This is a genomic window from Sphingorhabdus sp. (assembly GCF_044374345.1).
In the GTDB taxonomy this organism is placed as follows: domain Bacteria; phylum Pseudomonadota; class Alphaproteobacteria; order Sphingomonadales; family Sphingomonadaceae; genus Sphingorhabdus_B.
This window is the reverse complement of sequence record NZ_JBILOS010000005.1, coordinates 1-15,886: the sequence shown is the minus strand read 5'-3', so window position 1 is coordinate 15,886 and position 15,886 is coordinate 1. Positions and strand designations below refer to the sequence as shown.

Genomic DNA, 15,886 nt, shown 5'->3' with positions numbered 1-15,886 from the left:
CGGATTCGTTCGCTTGTGTTTTGCCGCAAACGTGTCTTAAGCCTTTTCTCCCATGGCACGGTTCATTTTTATCACCGGTGGCGTGGTCTCCTCGCTTGGCAAAGGTCTTATGGCAGCATCGCTTGCTGCCCTTTTACAGGCGCGCGGATACCGCGTTCGAATCCGGAAGTTCGATCCTTATCTCAATGTTGATCCGGGCACGATGTCGCCTTATCAGCATGGCGAAGTTTATGTGACTGATGACGGGGCGGAAACCGACCTTGATCTTGGGCATTATGAACGGTTTACGGGCGTTTCTGCGCGGCAGTCCGACAATATAACGTCGGGTCGCATTTATCAGACCATCATTCAAAAGGAACGTCGCGGGGATTATCTCGGCGCGACGGTTCAGGTCATCCCGCATGTGACGGATGCTATCAAGGAATTCGCCAAGGCGGACACGCAAGACCTTGATTTCGTGTTGTGCGAAATTGGTGGAACCGTCGGTGACATTGAATCGCTTCCCTTCATCGAAGCCATCCGCCAGCTGCGGAACGAGCTTGGCCGCGAACGCACCTTGTCTGTGCATGTTACCCTTGTTCCCTATATTGCGGCAGCAGGCGAGCTGAAGACCAAGCCGACGCAGCACAGCGTGCGCGAACTTACATCATTGGGGATTCAGCCCGATGTTCTTTTGTGCCGATGCGAACATCCATTGCCCGAAAATGAGCGCGCGAAAATCGCTGCATTTTGTAACGTCCGCAAAGAGGCGGTTATTCCGGCCTTGGACGCGAAAAGCATTTACGCGGTGCCACTGCAATATCATGCCGAAGGCTTGGATAATGAAGTCCTGCGCGCATTCGGGCTGGAATCAGACGGTGAGCCTGACCTTAGCCGCTGGGATGATATCATTGACCGTCAGCTAAACCCCGAAGGTGAAGTGACCATTGGCGTTGTCGGTAAATATGTTGGCCTTGCCGACGCATATAAATCCTTGAATGAAGCACTGACGCATGGCGGGCTGTCGAACCGCGTAAAGGTGAACATCAAGTGGATCGACGCTGAACTGTTCGAGCAATCAGAACATGACATTGCCGCAGCGCTTGAGCCGATGAACGCAATCCTCGTCCCCGGCGGCTTTGGCGAGCGCGGGTCAGAAGGTAAGATTGCGGCCGTCAAATTTGCACGTGAGCGCGAAGTGCCTTTCTTTGGCATTTGCCTCGGCATGCAGATGGCCTGCATTGAAGGCGCGCGGAACACCGCGGGTATCGCCGGCGCATCAAGCACCGAATTTGGCCCGACCACCGAACCCGTTGTTGGCATTATCACCGAATGGATGAGCGAAGAGGGCATCCAGAAGCGTGAAACGGGCGGTGATCTCGGCGGCACCATGCGCCTTGGCGCCTATGACGCAAAATTGTCCGGAAACAGCCATGTCGCGGGTATATATGGCACGCAGGACATTTCTGAGCGGCATCGTCATCGCTATGAGGTCAATGTCCATTACAAATCCGCGTTGGAGCAGGGGGGTCTGGTGTTCAGCGGTATGTCACCTGACGGTGAGCTACCAGAAATCGTGGAGCGCCCGGATCATCCGTGGTTTATCGGGGTGCAGTTCCACCCGGAACTGAAATCGCGGCCATTTGCACCGCACCCGTTGTTTGCTAGCTTCATTGCCGCCGCGGTCAAGCAAAGCCGACTGGTGTAGCGATTCCAAACGCTTTCATTGGCGCATTTGAATGAATGAAGCTGCGCCGTGAAATAGCGTGCAATCGCCGTTCACACCCGTGCGGCCCAATTGCGACCCGGGCTCATAAGATGTGCAGGGGCGGACGAGTTACCGACCGCCCCGAACAACTTTAGGCTGCATTTGTGCCTTTTTTCTTGGCGCTATCTGCGTGTTCGATGACATTAGTTGCTGTTTTGCCGCCGATAGCGATTTTGCGCGGTTTCAAGGCTTCAGGCACTTCGCGCACTAATGAAATCATCAACAGACCATCGGCCATATCGGCGCCGGTCACATGAATATGGTCCGCGAGTTGGAAGCGACGTTCGAAATTGCGGCTTGCGATTCCCATGTGCAGAAAATCGCGATTGTCGTTGCCTTCAGCCTGCTTGCTGCCCGTGACGATTAACAAATTCTGCTGTGCGACAATGTCAATCTCGTCGGATTTGAATCCCGCGACTGCGACGGTGACTTGATAGTCATTTTCGCCGGTGCGTTCGATATTGAAAGGCGGATAGTTTTCGTTTGTGGCCGCGCGTCCGGTGTTTTCCAGCAGTTCAAACAAGCGGTCAAAACCGACGGTGTTCCGGCGATACGGTGTAAAATCAAAACGTTGCATATCAAATTCTCCATCAAGCAATTTGGTGTGTGCCAACCCCGCAAAAGCAGCGGTCAGCTATGTCGTTTTGGATCCTTTCGGCCTCCGCGTAACCAGATGGGGAGTGCCCACAAAATTGCAAGATGAAAAAATGCATCGCAAAACAAAGGCACAAAAAACAAGGCCGCCCGGACATTTCCGAACGGCCTCGCTCTGCAGCTTTGCTAGCGCTTAGTTTCAGTCCTCTGCCGGTCCCCACCAGCGGGACTGATTTTCCCCCTGAACCATCGGCCTTAACAGGCTCTCGACGAATTCGATGATGTCATCTTCCTTTGGGCTTTGCTTTGCAATTGGAACCACACTCCGCCGAACGCTTTTTCAAACGCTGTTGCACCCCTGCAACAATGCTTGCCAGTCCTCGTGGTGGAACCTAAGAACCGAAAATGCCGAAAACATTGATAAGTGACCGCACATGATATTGTCACGATATGAACGCATGGTGGCGCGCCGGTATCTGTTGCCGGGCAAGGGCGAAGGTTTCATCTTCCTCGTCGCGAGTATTAGCTTAGTCGCGGTGGCGCTTGGCGTAGCGGCCCTCATCATCGTCATGAGTGTCATGAACGGCTTTCGCGCTGAATTATTCGACAAGATTGTTGGCCTGAACGGCCATGCCGTTGTTCAAGGCTATGGCGGGCGGCTTCAGGACTGGCGTCAGATTTTGAACGATGTCGAAAAGACGCCCGGCGTGACCGACGCCACTGCGTTAATTGAACAACCATTGCTCACGACCTTCAATGGCCGGGTAGAAGCGATTCTGGCGCGTGGAATGTCGGTAAATGACATCCTTAAAAACGAAACGCTAAAAGGAAAAACGGTCGCCGGAAGCTTGCGGGCGTTGAACTCCTATGAAGACAAGGTCGCTATCGGTTCGCGTCTTGCCCAAAATTTGGGGGTTCAGGTCGGGCAAAGCATTACGATCATCAACCCCGCTGGACGGACGACGCCCTTCGGCACGGTGCCGCGCGAAATTTCTTATGAAGTCGCTGCGATCTTTGAAGTTGGCGTTTATGATTATGACAAAGCGTTCGTCATCATGCCCATCGAACGGGCACAGCTACTCATGCTGTTGGGCGACGAAATCGGTATGATTGAAATCAAGACTGAAAATCCCGACAAGGTGAATGAAATTTTGGCGCCGCTCTTGCCCAAACTGGAAAACAAAGGTCTTATCGTAGACTGGAAGAGCATGAACGCATCTTTGTTTGAGGCGCTGGCCGTCGAGCGAGTTGCGATGTTTGTCGTGCTTTCGATCATCGTGCTGGTCGCGGTGTTCAACATCTTGTCATCGCTTATCATGCTGGTGCGGGCCAAAACGCGGGATATTGCAATATTGCGGACCATGGGTGCGTCCCGAAAATCGCTGTTGCGGATATTCATGACGGTGGGCTTGCTGATCGGGTCGTCGGGCATTGTGCTTGGCCTGATATTGGGCGCTATCTTCCTGTATTTCCGGCAGTCGGTGGTCAATTTCATTCAACTTCTCACCGGTCAGAATTTGTGGGACCCATCGATCCGGTTTCTCACCGAGCTACCATCGCGAACGGACCCTGTCGAAGTGCTGGCAATTTGTGGGCTGGCGCTGCTGTTCAGCTTCCTTGCCACCTTATACCCCGCGCTAAAGGCGGCGAGTACCGATCCAGTTCAGGTGTTGCGTTATGAATAATGTCGTTGAGCTTACCGACGTTCGCCGCAAGTTTGTGCAGGGCGATGTCACGATACAAGTGCTGCGCGGTGTCGACCTTGTCGTTGGCAGGGGCGAACTTGTGGCGTTGCTTGGTCCGTCTGGTTCCGGGAAATCGACGATGCTTCAGGCGGTCGGTTTGCTTGAGGGCGGCTTTTCGGGTTCCATCAAATTGGATGGTGAAGAAGTCAGTTCGGCAGGCGTTGATCGTCAAACCGAAATACGCCGGCAAAAGCTTGGGTTTGTGTACCAGTTCCACCATTTGCTGCCCGATTTTGATGCACTTGAGAATGTCGTCCTTCCCCAATTGATTGCCGACGCAACGCCCGAAGATGCCGTTGAACGCGCGACCCATTTGCTCACGCAACTTGGGCTTTCTCAGCGGCTCCATCACCGGCCTTCCAAACTCTCCGGCGGCGAACAGCAACGGGTTGCCGTCGCGCGGGCGCTTGCGAACCGCCCTAAACTGGTACTGGCAGACGAACCGACGGGTAATCTGGACGAACACACCGCCGACATTGTGCTGGGTGAGTTCATGGCATTGGTGCGTGAGCAAGGCTCATCGGCCATTGTCGCGACACATAATGAACGCCTTGCCGCCAAAATGGACCGCGTCGTGCGGCTGAAGGACGGAAAATTAGCTTAAGCTAAGGGGATAGATGATGTCAGTTTACGATTTTTCGGTCAAAATGCCGGGCGGCGCAAGCGAAGCCATGGCGGCCCATGCGGGTAAGGTCTTGCTGATCGTGAATACCGCGTCGAAATGTGGCTTTACGCCGCAATATAAGGGCCTTGAGGCGCTGTATCGGCGATATCAGGACCAGGGTCTGGAGATATTGGCGTTCCCGTGCAATCAGTTCGGCGCGCAGGAGCCGGGCAACGAGGAAGAGATCAAGAATTTCTGCTCATTGACCTATGATGTGTCATTCCCCTTGGCCTCAAAAATTGACGTGAACGGCGACAATGAAGATCCGCTTTGGCATTATCTCAAGCAACAGCAAGCGGGCCTGCTGGGGTCGCGCGGGATCAAATGGAACTTCACCAAATTTCTGGTCGATCGCAAGGGTAAGGTGGTCGCCCGCCATGGCCCGCAAGTTAAACCCGAGGCGCTTGCCAAGGATATCGAAAAGCTTCTTGCGCAGCCTGCTTGATTGTCCACAGATTAGCCGAAATGGTGGATTGTCGAATCCGGCGAGTCATCTAACGTAGCTTTATGTCCTATGTGCCCTTCGTCCCTTTGCGCGTGTTTTCCGCTTACACCATGTTGGAAGGCGCAATCGAGCCCAAGGCAATTGGAGAAGCCGCAAAAAAGCTAGGGTTTCCGGCGATTGCGATTTGCGACCGCAACGGTCTTTATGGCGTTATGCCATTTCAGGATGGCGCAAAGTCAAAGGGCGTACAGCCGATCATTGGCGCGCTCCTTGGTGTCCGGCGGCCGACAAGCGATGGCAAGTTCATCCGCGATTGGTTGCCATTATTCGCGCAGGACGAAAGCGGATATAATAATCTGTGCCGTCTGGTTTCCATGGCGCATCTTGACCGTCCCGAAGATTTGGACGCGCATGTTGCGCTGGAACAGCTTGCACCATTTTCCGATGGCCTGATTGCGCTAACGGGTGGCGCTGAAGGCGCTGTCACGCAACTGCTGAGCGACGGCCAAAACAATGCCGCAGGGGAATATCTGTCCCGCTTGCAGGCCTTGTTTCCGGACCGGCTATACATTGAGTTAAGCAGGCGTAACGACAGCCGTGAAGACGCCGCGGAAGAGGCGTTGATTGATCTCGCTTATGCCCGCGACATTCCAATGGTTGCGACAAACCCCGCATTTTTTGCCGAGCCGGATTTTTTCGACGCGCATGACGCAATGCTGTGCATTTCAGATGGCGAATATGTCGAAAGCCAAGACCGGCGGCGGAGCAGCCCTGACACTTGGATCAAGACCGGCAAGCAAATGGGCGCGTTGTTTGCCGATGTGCCTGAGGCTCTGGCCAACACGCTTGTTATTGCCCAGCGCTGCACCGCGCTGGCACCATATCGAAACCCTATTCTGCCAAGCCTTGCGGGCGATCGGACGGCCGAGGATGCGCAACTGCGCGAAGACGCCCGTTTGGGGCTGTTGCAGCGTCTTGAGACCGCAGGCATTACCGATGAAGCAACGCGCCAAGTCTATTTCGACCGGCTGACGTTTGAAGCGGACGTCATTTGCTCCATGGGCTTCTCCGGATATTTCTTGATCGTTGCCGACTTCATCAAATGGGCAAAGGACCAAGACATTGCGGTGGGCCCCGGCCGTGGGTCAGGTGCGGGTTCGCTCGTCGCATGGGTGCTCACCATTACGGACCTTGATCCCATCAAGCTTGGTTTGCTGTTCGAACGCTTCTTGAACCCCGATCGTGTGTCCATGCCGGATTTCGATATCGACTTCTGCGAAACGCGGCGCGGAGAAGTGATCCGTTATGTCCAGAAAAAATATGGCTCACGCCAAGTCGCGCAGATCATCACCTTTGGTAAGCTGAAAGCGCGCGCTGTGCTGCGCGATACCGGACGCGTTCTGCAAATGAGTTACGGCCAAGTGGACCGGTTGTGCAAGCAGGTGCCAAACCTTCCCGCTGACCCGTGGGATTTGAAGCGCGCACTGGCAGGGGTCGCCGAATTGCGTGAGGAATATCGTCGCGACGCGCAAGTGAAGCGCTTGTTTGATCTTGCCATGAAACTTGAGGGCTTGCCACGCCACAGTTCAACGCACGCTGCGGGCGTTGTGATCGGCGACCGTGAATTGTCCGAATTGGCACCCCTTTATCGTGATCCACGTTCGGACATGCCTGTTACGCAATTCGACATGAAATATGTCGAGAGTGCGGGCCTTGTTAAGTTCGACTTTCTGGGTCTGAAGACGCTTTCCGTTTTGCAAAAAGCGTCACAGATGTTGGCGAAGCGCGGGGTCGACATTGATCTTGGACTTTTGCCACATGATGACCCGGCGGTGTATGAATTGCTGCAGCGCGGCGACACGGTTGGTGTGTTCCAGCTGGAATCCGAAGGGATGCGGCGGACGCTTGCTGCGGTGAAACCAACCAATTTCGGCGATATTATCGCCCTCGTATCGCTCTACCGGCCAGGCCCAATGGACAATATCCCGATGTTCGGTCGACGCAAAAATGGCGAGGAGAGCATCGAATATCCGCACCCGCTGCTTGAGCCGGTATTGAACGAAACATACGGCATCTTCGTCTATCAGGAACAGGTTATGCAGGCCGCCCAGATATTGGCGGGATATAGCCTTGGCGAAGCAGATTTGCTCCGCCGTGCGATGGGTAAGAAGATACAGGCCGAAATGGACGCGCAGCGCGAACGTTTTGTCACCGGCTGCGCCACCCATGCCATTCCGCCCAACCGTGCAAATGAGCTGTTCGATTTGATCGACAAATTTGCTGGATATGGTTTCAACAAGAGCCACGCTGCGGCTTACGCCGTGCTGGCATATCAAACAGCATGGATGAAAACCCATCATCCTGAAGAATTCTTTGCGGCATCCATGTGCTTCGACATGCATCAGACGGACAAGCTTGCGATCTTCATGGATGACATGCGCCGCTTAGATGTCGTTTGCCATCAGCCCGACATCAACCAAAGCGAAGCCGAATTTACCGTTGAGACGAATGCCCATGGCGAACATGCCGTCCGATATGCACTGGGGGGCATAAAGAATGTCGGCGAACGCGCTATGGAAGTGCTTGTGGCGGAACGGACCGCGGCAGGGCGTTTCAAAAGTCTGGATGATTTCGCCAATCGTGTTGATCCCAGTCAGATAAACCGGCGCAGCCTTGAAAATCTCGCTGCTGCAGGCGCATTTGATGCGCTGGAGCCAAATCGCGCCGCCGTGCATGGCGCTGCAGAAACGCTTTTGGCTGCGGCACAGTCTGCGCGTGATTCCCGTGAAAGCGGGCAGGGCGGGCTGTTTGGCGAGGGCGGGTCCGACATGGCGGCCTTGCGGATTGATGGCCGGCTATCATGGGCGCCGGGTGAGCAGATGAACCAAGAGAAGGACGCCTTTGGCTTTTATTTCTCTGCCCACCCATGTTCGCAATATGATGCGCTCGCCGCGAGCCACGGCGCAAAACCCTATGCCGTTTGGTTGGAGAGTGGGCCCATACCCGAGGGTGTTCGTCGCGCCGCCACCATGTCTGCGCTCATTGAAGGCGTGCGCTGGCGCGAATCCCGCAAGGGCAAACGCTTCATGATTGCCGATTTTTCGGACATGAGCGGACAGTTTTCGGTACGCTGCTTTGATGAGGCCGTGGGCAGTCAACTGGCCGAATGGGCGAAGGATGCCGAATGCCTTTTGCTGCATTGTGAAATGGATATGCGGGCAGGGGACGAAGTGCCCAGCTTCACCGTCAAAAGCGCAAAGGCGCTCAGCGGGCTGACAAGTGTATCGCGGCTCAAAATGCAGCTGGATGTGTCGCAAGAAACCGCCATTGCACGTTTGGCCGAGATGGTTGAACCGCTGCAAGGCGGGCGGAGCGAACTCATTATCAAAACGCGGTCTTCCGATGGCCGATGGGTGCAGATCATATTGGGCCGCAAATACCGTATAGACGCGTCTTTGCTGGACCAAGTAAAGGGCATTGAAGGCATAGATAATGTTGAACTTTCACCGATTGGCCCAAGCCTAGCATTGGTGCATTGATCAGCAGCAAACACGGAAATATAGGCCAAGAATATTGGCGACGTTAGATGAGGGAGAGAGCTTGGATGTACGGTACGATGCAGGATTGGGATCTTCGGGTAACCCATTTAATCGATTATGCAGCGCGAGAGCATGGCACGCGCGAAATCGTAACGCGTTGGGCTGATGGCACTTTTGAACGGACAAGCTGGGCGGGTGTCGCAGCCGAAGCCCGCAAGCTGTCACAAGCCTTTGCCGGCTTTGGTCTGCAAAAAGGGGACCGGATCGCGACATTTGCCATGAACCACCATCGGCACCTTGCCACTTGGTATGGCGCCATTGGTTTTGGCGGCGTCATTCATACCGTCAACGTCCGGTTGTTCGACGAAGACCTGATTTATATCATGAACCACGCCGAAGATAAGGTGTTGATGTATGATGCCATGTTCCAGCCTATCATCGACCGGATAAAGCCGCATCTGAAGACTGTTGAACATTATATCGTGTTTGACCGCGACGACAGCTATGGCGCATTGATCAACGGCCAAGACGGCAATTATGAATGGGCGACCGGCGACGAGCGCGACCCATGCATGCTCTGCTATACCAGCGGCACGACAGGTAATCCAAAGGGTGTGTTGTATCAGCACCGCTCGACGATGTTGCACGCGATGGCCGAAATCGCGCCGAGCATATTCGATCTCAGCCCGCAGGCAGCTTTGTTGCCCATCGTGCCGATGTTCCACGCGGCGAGCTGGGGTCTGCCATTTGCGGGGGCCGCAGCGGGCGTTAAATTCGTCTTTTCGACAACGAATGATGCGGCGACCTTGCACGGGCTGATGCTGAAGGAAGGCGTCACGCATAGCGCGGGTGTGCCGACCGTTTGGCTCGCTATGTTCGCGCATTTGGATGCAGAGGCTGCCGCTGGACGCGATGCGTCGCTCGGTAAGTTGCGCCTTGTCACAATCGGCGGTTCCGCTGCGCCGCGCGCGATGATTGAACGCCTCATGAAGGCAAATGTCCGCGTATCGCACGCATGGGGCATGACCGAAACTTCGCCCATCGGCACAATGGGCGCGCCTACACCCAATTGGGACGAATTGACGCTTGATGAGCAAATCGACATTGTCTGTAAGCAGGGCAGAACGCCATTTGGTGTCGAACTGCGCGTCATCGACAAGGACGGCAATGTCGCCCCGCGCGACGGTGTGACATCCGGCGCGCTTCAGATACGCGGACCTTGGGTCATCAAACGCTATTTCAAGGCGGAAGCCGATACGGTCGATGCCGACCAGTGGTTTGATACGGGAGACGTTTCCGTTCTGCATCCCGATGGTACGATGCAAATCACGGACCGCGTGAAGGATGTTATCAAATCCGGCGGCGAATGGATTAGCTCGGTTGAGTTGGAAAATATCGCCGTTGGCTGTCCCGGAATTGCGGAAGCCGGCGCGATTGGCGTTCCGCACCCCAAATGGGATGAACGCCCTGTGCTGATTGCCGTTAAGAAACCCGGCGCTGAGGTCGATGAAGCCACGGTGAAAGCATATCTCGCAGAACGCATCGTCAAATGGTGGATGCCAGACCGGGTGCTGTTCGTTGACGAGCTGCCGCACACCGGCACCGGCAAGATCCAAAAGGTTGCGCTGCGCCAGCAGTTCAAGGATTTTGTTCTAGAGGATTGATATCCAAAATTCTGGGCAGCTGAGCAGCTGATTTTCAAAACAGGCTCAGCTGCCCATTCATATTTGGCGGCACGAACAGGTCGGTTCTGACGTTCCATTTGGAGCCGTCCAGACCATGTTTCTTTCGCGCAATTTGCATACGGGTGCGGATCAGGTCGGCCCAAGGACCATGGCCCTTCATCCGTGAGAAAAATTCGGCATCATTGTCTTTGCCGCCGCGCATATCGCGAATGATATTCATGACCTTCGCAGCGCGGTCGGGGAAATGAACGTCAAGCCAGTCGCAAAACAAAGGCGCGACTTCATGCGGAAGGCGGATGGGTATCGAACTGATGCTCGTCGCGCCATGTTCTGCGGCGGCGGCGGCGATAGCCTCAATCTCATGATCTGTTACCGCCGGAATGATCGGTGCGATATTCACATGCACATAGATACCGGCATCGGAAAGTTTGCGTACCGCCGCGAGCCGCGTCATCGGCGATGACGCCCTGGGTTCCAATGTCCGTGCGAGTTTCGCATCGAGGGAGGTCACAGATATCGCAACACCCGTCAGTTGCTTTGATGCCAGCTGACTTAACAGGTCGATATCATCAAGTACGCGCGCGGACTTCGTTGTGATGACAATCGGGTGCGACGTTTCGACCATCAGCGCCAAGATTGATCGCGTGATGCGATAGGTTCGCTCAATCGGCTGATATGGGTCTGTATTGGTTCCAATCGCGATAGGCGCTGGCCGGTATCCCGGCTTGGCGATCGTTTTGCGCAAGATATCCGCGGCGTTTGGCTTGGCGAAAAGACGGCTTTCGAAATCCAACCCCGGCGACAGATCATGATATGCGTGCGTTGGCCGCGCAAAACAATATATGCAGCCATGCTCGCACCCGCGATATGCGTTTACCGACCGGTCAAAAGGGATGTCAGGAGAGTTGTTGAATGAGAGTATGGATTTGGCGAGCTCTTCGGTCACCGTCGTCTTAAGCGCTGGCCTTCCGCCATCTAACGCTTCGCGCGCGTCCAGCCAGTCTCCGTCGGCAACACGGCTATTGAGGTTAAATCGCGTTGGCACCGCGTTTGTGGGCGCCCCACGGCCCTTTGTAATATTGCGTTCGACTGCATTCTCCATAGGCAATTTATGCCATAAGAATGAGAACATATAAAGAACAAATGTACGTTCAGCGCAATAGCATCATGAACGGCAGTAGCCTCCGCGTTTACCTTTCGGACAGGCGCGGCATCAGTTCGACAAAATTGCAGGGGCGATGCCGGTTATCCAGCTGATGAACCAAAATCTGGTCCCATCCATCCTTCACCGCGCCGTTTGAGCCGGGCAGCGCAAAGATATATGTGCCGCGCGCCAGCACCGCGCAGGCGCGCGACTGTATGGTTGAAGTACCAATGCTGGCGAAGCTTAGCCAACGAAATAGCTCGCCAAAGCCTGGAATATCCTTGGTCTTAACGCGATCCAGTGCCTCCGGCGTAACATCGCGTCCGGTGAGTCCTGTTCCGCCCGTGGATATGACAACGTCGATATTTTCGTCATCGATCCAATTGTGCAGGCGGGCGGTGATCAACGCTGTATCGTCACGCAAAACTGCGCGTTCGATGATCTTATGCCCCGCCGCCCTGATGCGTTCGGCCAATAAATCGCCGCTGGTGTCATCATCCGGTCCACGCGTGTCGGATACCGTCAGAAGCGCAATATTGACGGGTTTGAAAGCCATGTTGTTATCGAGCGGCAATTGAGCCTCCTGTGACGCGGCGCGCGGTTACGGTGCCATTGGCGTCCGGGAATTTCGGCCACATATACTGGGCAAGCCCTTTCAAGCTGCCCGACGCCTTGTTTGTCCGCATCTCGTAGATCCAATAGTTGCGCAGGATAATCGCGACATATCCGCGCGTTTCCCAATAAGGGATGGATTCAATGAAAAGCAGCGGATCGCCATTGTCCCGAATTTCGCTGTTCCACCGCGCAAGCGGAACCGGACCCGCATTATAGGCGGCAATCACCTTGGGCAGAAGGCCCCCCGTGGCGGGCAAATCGCGCAATTTTTCGAGATAGGATTGTCCATATTCGAGATTGATCGAAGGGCGATCAAGGTGCGAGGCCGCAAATGATGCGCCCCGCGCCCGCGCAATATCCTGCGCGGTGCCGGGCCGAACCTGCATCAGCCCACGTGCGCCCGCCGGGCTGATCACGTCCGTGCGGAAGTTGGATTCCTGTAACGTGTGCGCATAGACAAGTGCCGGCGTTACCCGCCAGCCACCAAGGGGTTCCCAATTGGGCATGGGATAGCGCGCCATGGCGTTGCTCTGGTTGCGTGCGGGGCCATAATGCCCCAACCAAAATTGGGTGGAGGCAAGGTTCAGCGATCCGGCCAGCTGCGCCAAATTTGTATGCTGACGCGCGTCGCCTATGCGCGCTTGATGGCGCAACGCTTCATCTGCAAGTTTGGTTTGGCCAATTTCTGCCAAACCAACCGCAAGGATTGCATTCTGCTGATCTTTCAGGCTGGCCCAATCAAGCTTTGCAACTTTTGCTGATCTGCGGGCAATGGGTTCCATGCCGAGCGCTTCGCTCGCCAACAGACCATAAAAGGTTTCGGGCAGCTGCGCCGCTTTTTGCATTTTTGGCTGCACAAATTGTGGATATTTCGCGGCCATCGCTGCACGTGCGCCCCAAAATAGGCCTGCAGCCTTTAGATCGTCATTGGCCGCGAGGCGTGAGACCACATCAAATGCCTCATAAGCCTCTGCATATTCACCCAACCGCCATGATGCCAAGCCATGCACCCATGCCGCCTGTGTGCCCCATTCACCGCCGGCCTTGCGCGCGAGTAACGCCACACGTTTCGCAGACTGGTCATCATTTTCGATATAATAGGACCATGCGACGCGGTATTGAAGCTCGGTCAATGCTTCCGTTGAAAGCTCTTCGACCTTGGTTTCGAGATATTGTTCTGCGGCCAAGGACTGGTCGTTTTTGATAAACTGTTGAAGCTCGCTGCGAATAGCATCGCTCGCCGCGTTTGCGGGCAAATCGCGTTTTGGCGCACCACCAAGCCATGAGAAACGGCGGATGCCCGGGCGCTCAGGAAGAATTTCCGCGCCACGCTTGCGCGCCATCGTGGCAAGCTGTTCCGCTTGCGGCAGATAGGGTGCCGACTGCAAAAGATCGTGCAATTGCGCGACCTCAACCTTTGGGCTGTCTGGGGCAAGATATAATTCGGCGCGCGCCATCGCGGCCATTGGCCCTTGCGGCGCGTCATCGATTAACCGTGCAGCCTCATCCCATTTCTGGTTTCGAATTGCGTCGTAAATTGCCGAAAAAACCGCCTTTTCCTTGGCATCCAAAACCGTTGGAGCAACCTGCGTAGAAACGATGGCACGAAAGCCCTCGCTGGTATTTGCATGCGCAGCCGCCACCGGTGACAGCGCCAAAAGTGGGCCAAGCCACTTAAGCGCGCGCATTCTGCTGAGGCGTATGTTTGCGCTATACGCGTTCTTGGCGCTCACAAGGCATCCCTTTTTGCAAACATCTGCAGATCTCTCCACGCCTGTGCCTTCATGGCAGGGCGCGCGATGAGCGTACGCGGATGGAATGTCGTCAATGCGGCGATATTGCGGCCGTCATCGTTAACATTCCGTAATTCTGCACGGGCGTTCATAAGGTCGGCGTCTAACAGAGCCTTGCAGGCGGATGAACCGAGTAAAATCACCGATGTGGGTTTAATGAGGTCGAGTTGATGGCGCATATATTTGCCCAATTCCGGCAGGATGTGATCTGGCAGTTCCCCTGTCGCCGGCACAGTGGTTGCAAGCCAGGTCCGGTAACAATCCGAAATGTTGATACCAATAGCCGCCAACATACGTTCCAGCAAAATGTGCGCCGCAGACGTTCCCGCGGTTGCTTCGTCGGCATCTGCCAAATCGGGCAAATCCGAAATGATGACAATCGCACTGTTTTCGGGGCCAATTGGGGGAATATGAACGGGACCGAGGCCGTTGCCAGGAAGCGGTGCGCCATCAAGGACCATCTGCCGCAAGGACGCAATATCATTGGGCCATGGAATGGATGGGACTTGCGGTGCAACAGGGACATTGGCGGCACTGTTATTGGCCGTGACAGCCGGTTTTGCAGGATCCGTCACTTCATCGGCGGTCAGCCAGTTGACGGTTTCATCGCCCACGGCAGAATCCACACCGGCCAGCGTCCACCAGCCAGTTAGTGATTCAACAGCCGCCAAGGCTGCTATTTCTGCTCGGTCTTTCATAAATCCCTTCAGTCACTTGTTGACGACAGGGTCAATTGCTTGGCATGGCAATTTCCACGAGCTGTCCGAAAATTCGGATGGCCTGATTTACATGCCGGGTAAAGGATAAAGGCAATGAGTGAACGCGAGTCGATGCCATATGATGTTGTTATTGTTGGTGCGGGGCCAGCAGGTTTATCCGCGGCGATACGCATTAAGCAGCAATCACCCGACACCAGCGTTTGCATATTGGAAAAAGGTTCAGAGGTTGGCGCGCATATTTTATCCGGCGCGGTCATAGATCCAAAGGCGCTTGACGAGCTGCTTCCGGATTGGCGCACGATGGGCTGCCCATTGGCGGATACACCAGTGAACGACAACCAGCATTGGATAATGACCAAGACTGGCAAGTTTAACATGCCGCATTTCCTGACGCCGGGTTTCATGCACAACAAGGGGACCTATACAGGTTCGCTTGGCAATTTGTGCCGCTGGCTTGCGGGGCAGGCGGAAAATCTGGGCGTGGAAATCTTCCCCGGATTTTCGGCTGCAGAAATTCTGTATAATGCCGACGGCTCGGTCAAGGGCGTGGCGACAGGTGACATGGGCGTCGCGCGCGATGGCAGCCACAAAGATGATTATATGCCCGGCATGGAGCTGCATGCGAAATATACCTTCTTTGCCGAAGGTGTGCGTGGGCATCTGACCAAATTGATTAAGCCGCAGTTCGGATTGGACAAGGATTGCGAGCCGCAGGTTTACGGCATCGGTCTAAAAGAATTGTGGGACATTCCGGCGGAACAACACTCCGCAGGCCGCGTCATTCACAGCCAAGGCTGGCCATTGACCGACGCAAATGGCGGCGCATTTCTGTACCATCAAGCGAACAACCAGGTTGCCTTGGGCTTTGTGGTTTGGTTGAACTATTCCAACCCCTATCTGTCACCTTTCGAAGAACTGCAGCGCTGGAAAACGCATCCTGAGGTCAAGAAGATTTTGGCCGGCGGCAAGCGCGTTTCCTATGGCGCGCGTGCGATCAGCGATGGTGGCTGGCAGTCGGTGCCGAAGTTGGCATTCGCAGGCGGCGCATTGATTGGTTGCTCCGCAGGCTTCGTCAACGTGCCACGCATCAAGGGCACGCATACCGCGATGAAGTCCGGCATGTTGGCAGCAGATGCCGTTGTGGAAGCACTGGCCGCTGGCCGCGAACATGACGAATTGACCGCTTACCAGACCAG

Annotated in this window: 12 protein-coding genes; 7 read left to right on the top strand and 5 right to left on the bottom strand. The window is 55.2% G+C overall.

Translation table 11 applies throughout. The features are described 5' to 3' along the window. Positions 1 to 52 precede the first annotated feature (52 nt). Complete coding sequence (locus ACIQ5B_RS01075) at positions 53 to 1,687, top strand: CTP synthase (RefSeq protein WP_397597396.1); 1,635 nt, start codon at positions 53 to 55, stop codon at positions 1,685 to 1,687. 151 nt (positions 1,688 to 1,838) lie between these two features. Here ACIQ5B_RS01075 and ACIQ5B_RS01070 read toward each other — a convergent pair whose 3' ends face one another. Then, positions 1,839 to 2,324, bottom strand: coding sequence for an Hsp20 family protein (locus tag ACIQ5B_RS01070; protein WP_397597395.1), 486 nt, complete (start codon positions 2,322 to 2,324; stop codon positions 1,839 to 1,841). Positions 2,325 to 2,775: 451 nt separating this feature from the next. Here ACIQ5B_RS01070 and ACIQ5B_RS01065 point away from each other — a divergent pair, with 451 nt between their 5' ends. From ACIQ5B_RS01065 to ACIQ5B_RS01045, 5 genes are all read left to right on the top strand, one after another. Beyond that, a complete protein-coding gene (locus ACIQ5B_RS01065) occupies positions 2,776 to 4,026 on the top strand; it encodes a lipoprotein-releasing ABC transporter permease subunit (RefSeq protein ID WP_397597394.1) in 1,251 nt (416 codons plus the stop codon). Beyond that, positions 4,019 to 4,690, top strand: a complete 672-nt coding sequence (locus tag ACIQ5B_RS01060) for an ABC transporter ATP-binding protein (RefSeq protein ID WP_397597393.1) — start codon at positions 4,019 to 4,021, stop codon at positions 4,688 to 4,690. Before ACIQ5B_RS01065 ends, ACIQ5B_RS01060 begins: the two co-directional genes overlap by 8 nt. A gap of 13 nt (positions 4,691 to 4,703) precedes the next feature. Continuing rightward, positions 4,704 to 5,195: a glutathione peroxidase gene (locus ACIQ5B_RS01055; protein WP_397597392.1), complete on the top strand. Its 492-nt coding sequence runs from the start codon at positions 4,704 to 4,706 to the stop codon at positions 5,193 to 5,195. A gap of 62 nt (positions 5,196 to 5,257) precedes the next feature. Beyond that, positions 5,258 to 8,734 (top strand): DNA polymerase III subunit alpha, encoded by a 3,477-nt coding sequence (gene dnaE, locus ACIQ5B_RS01050; RefSeq protein ID WP_397597391.1) that lies wholly within the window; start codon positions 5,258 to 5,260, stop codon positions 8,732 to 8,734. Positions 8,735 to 8,799: 65 nt separating this feature from the next. Beyond that, positions 8,800 to 10,398 (top strand): long-chain fatty acid--CoA ligase, encoded by a 1,599-nt coding sequence (locus ACIQ5B_RS01045; protein ID WP_397597390.1) that lies wholly within the window; start codon positions 8,800 to 8,802, stop codon positions 10,396 to 10,398. Between the two features lie 34 nt (positions 10,399 to 10,432). On the opposite strand, the gene ACIQ5B_RS01040 is transcribed toward ACIQ5B_RS01045, so the two are convergent. From ACIQ5B_RS01040 to ACIQ5B_RS01025, 4 genes are all read right to left on the bottom strand, one after another. Next, on the bottom strand, positions 10,433 to 11,521 hold the full coding sequence (locus ACIQ5B_RS01040; RefSeq protein WP_397597389.1) for a PA0069 family radical SAM protein: 1,089 nt from the start codon (positions 11,519 to 11,521) through the stop codon (positions 10,433 to 10,435). Positions 11,522 to 11,609: 88 nt separating this feature from the next. Then, complete coding sequence (moaB, locus tag ACIQ5B_RS01035; protein WP_397597388.1) at positions 11,610 to 12,119, bottom strand: molybdenum cofactor biosynthesis protein B; 510 nt, start codon at positions 12,117 to 12,119, stop codon at positions 11,610 to 11,612. Between the two features lie 4 nt (positions 12,120 to 12,123). Continuing rightward, complete coding sequence (locus ACIQ5B_RS01030) at positions 12,124 to 13,866, bottom strand: lytic transglycosylase domain-containing protein (protein WP_397597387.1); 1,743 nt, start codon at positions 13,864 to 13,866, stop codon at positions 12,124 to 12,126. 41 nt (positions 13,867 to 13,907) lie between these two features. Beyond that, positions 13,908 to 14,669: a uracil-DNA glycosylase family protein gene (locus tag ACIQ5B_RS01025; protein WP_397597386.1), complete on the bottom strand. Its 762-nt coding sequence runs from the start codon at positions 14,667 to 14,669 to the stop codon at positions 13,908 to 13,910. 114 nt (positions 14,670 to 14,783) lie between these two features. Between ACIQ5B_RS01025 and ACIQ5B_RS01020 the strand changes: the two genes are divergently transcribed. Further along, a partial coding sequence (locus tag ACIQ5B_RS01020) for an NAD(P)/FAD-dependent oxidoreductase (RefSeq protein WP_397597385.1) occupies positions 14,784 to 15,886 on the top strand: 1,103 nt, incomplete at its 3' end.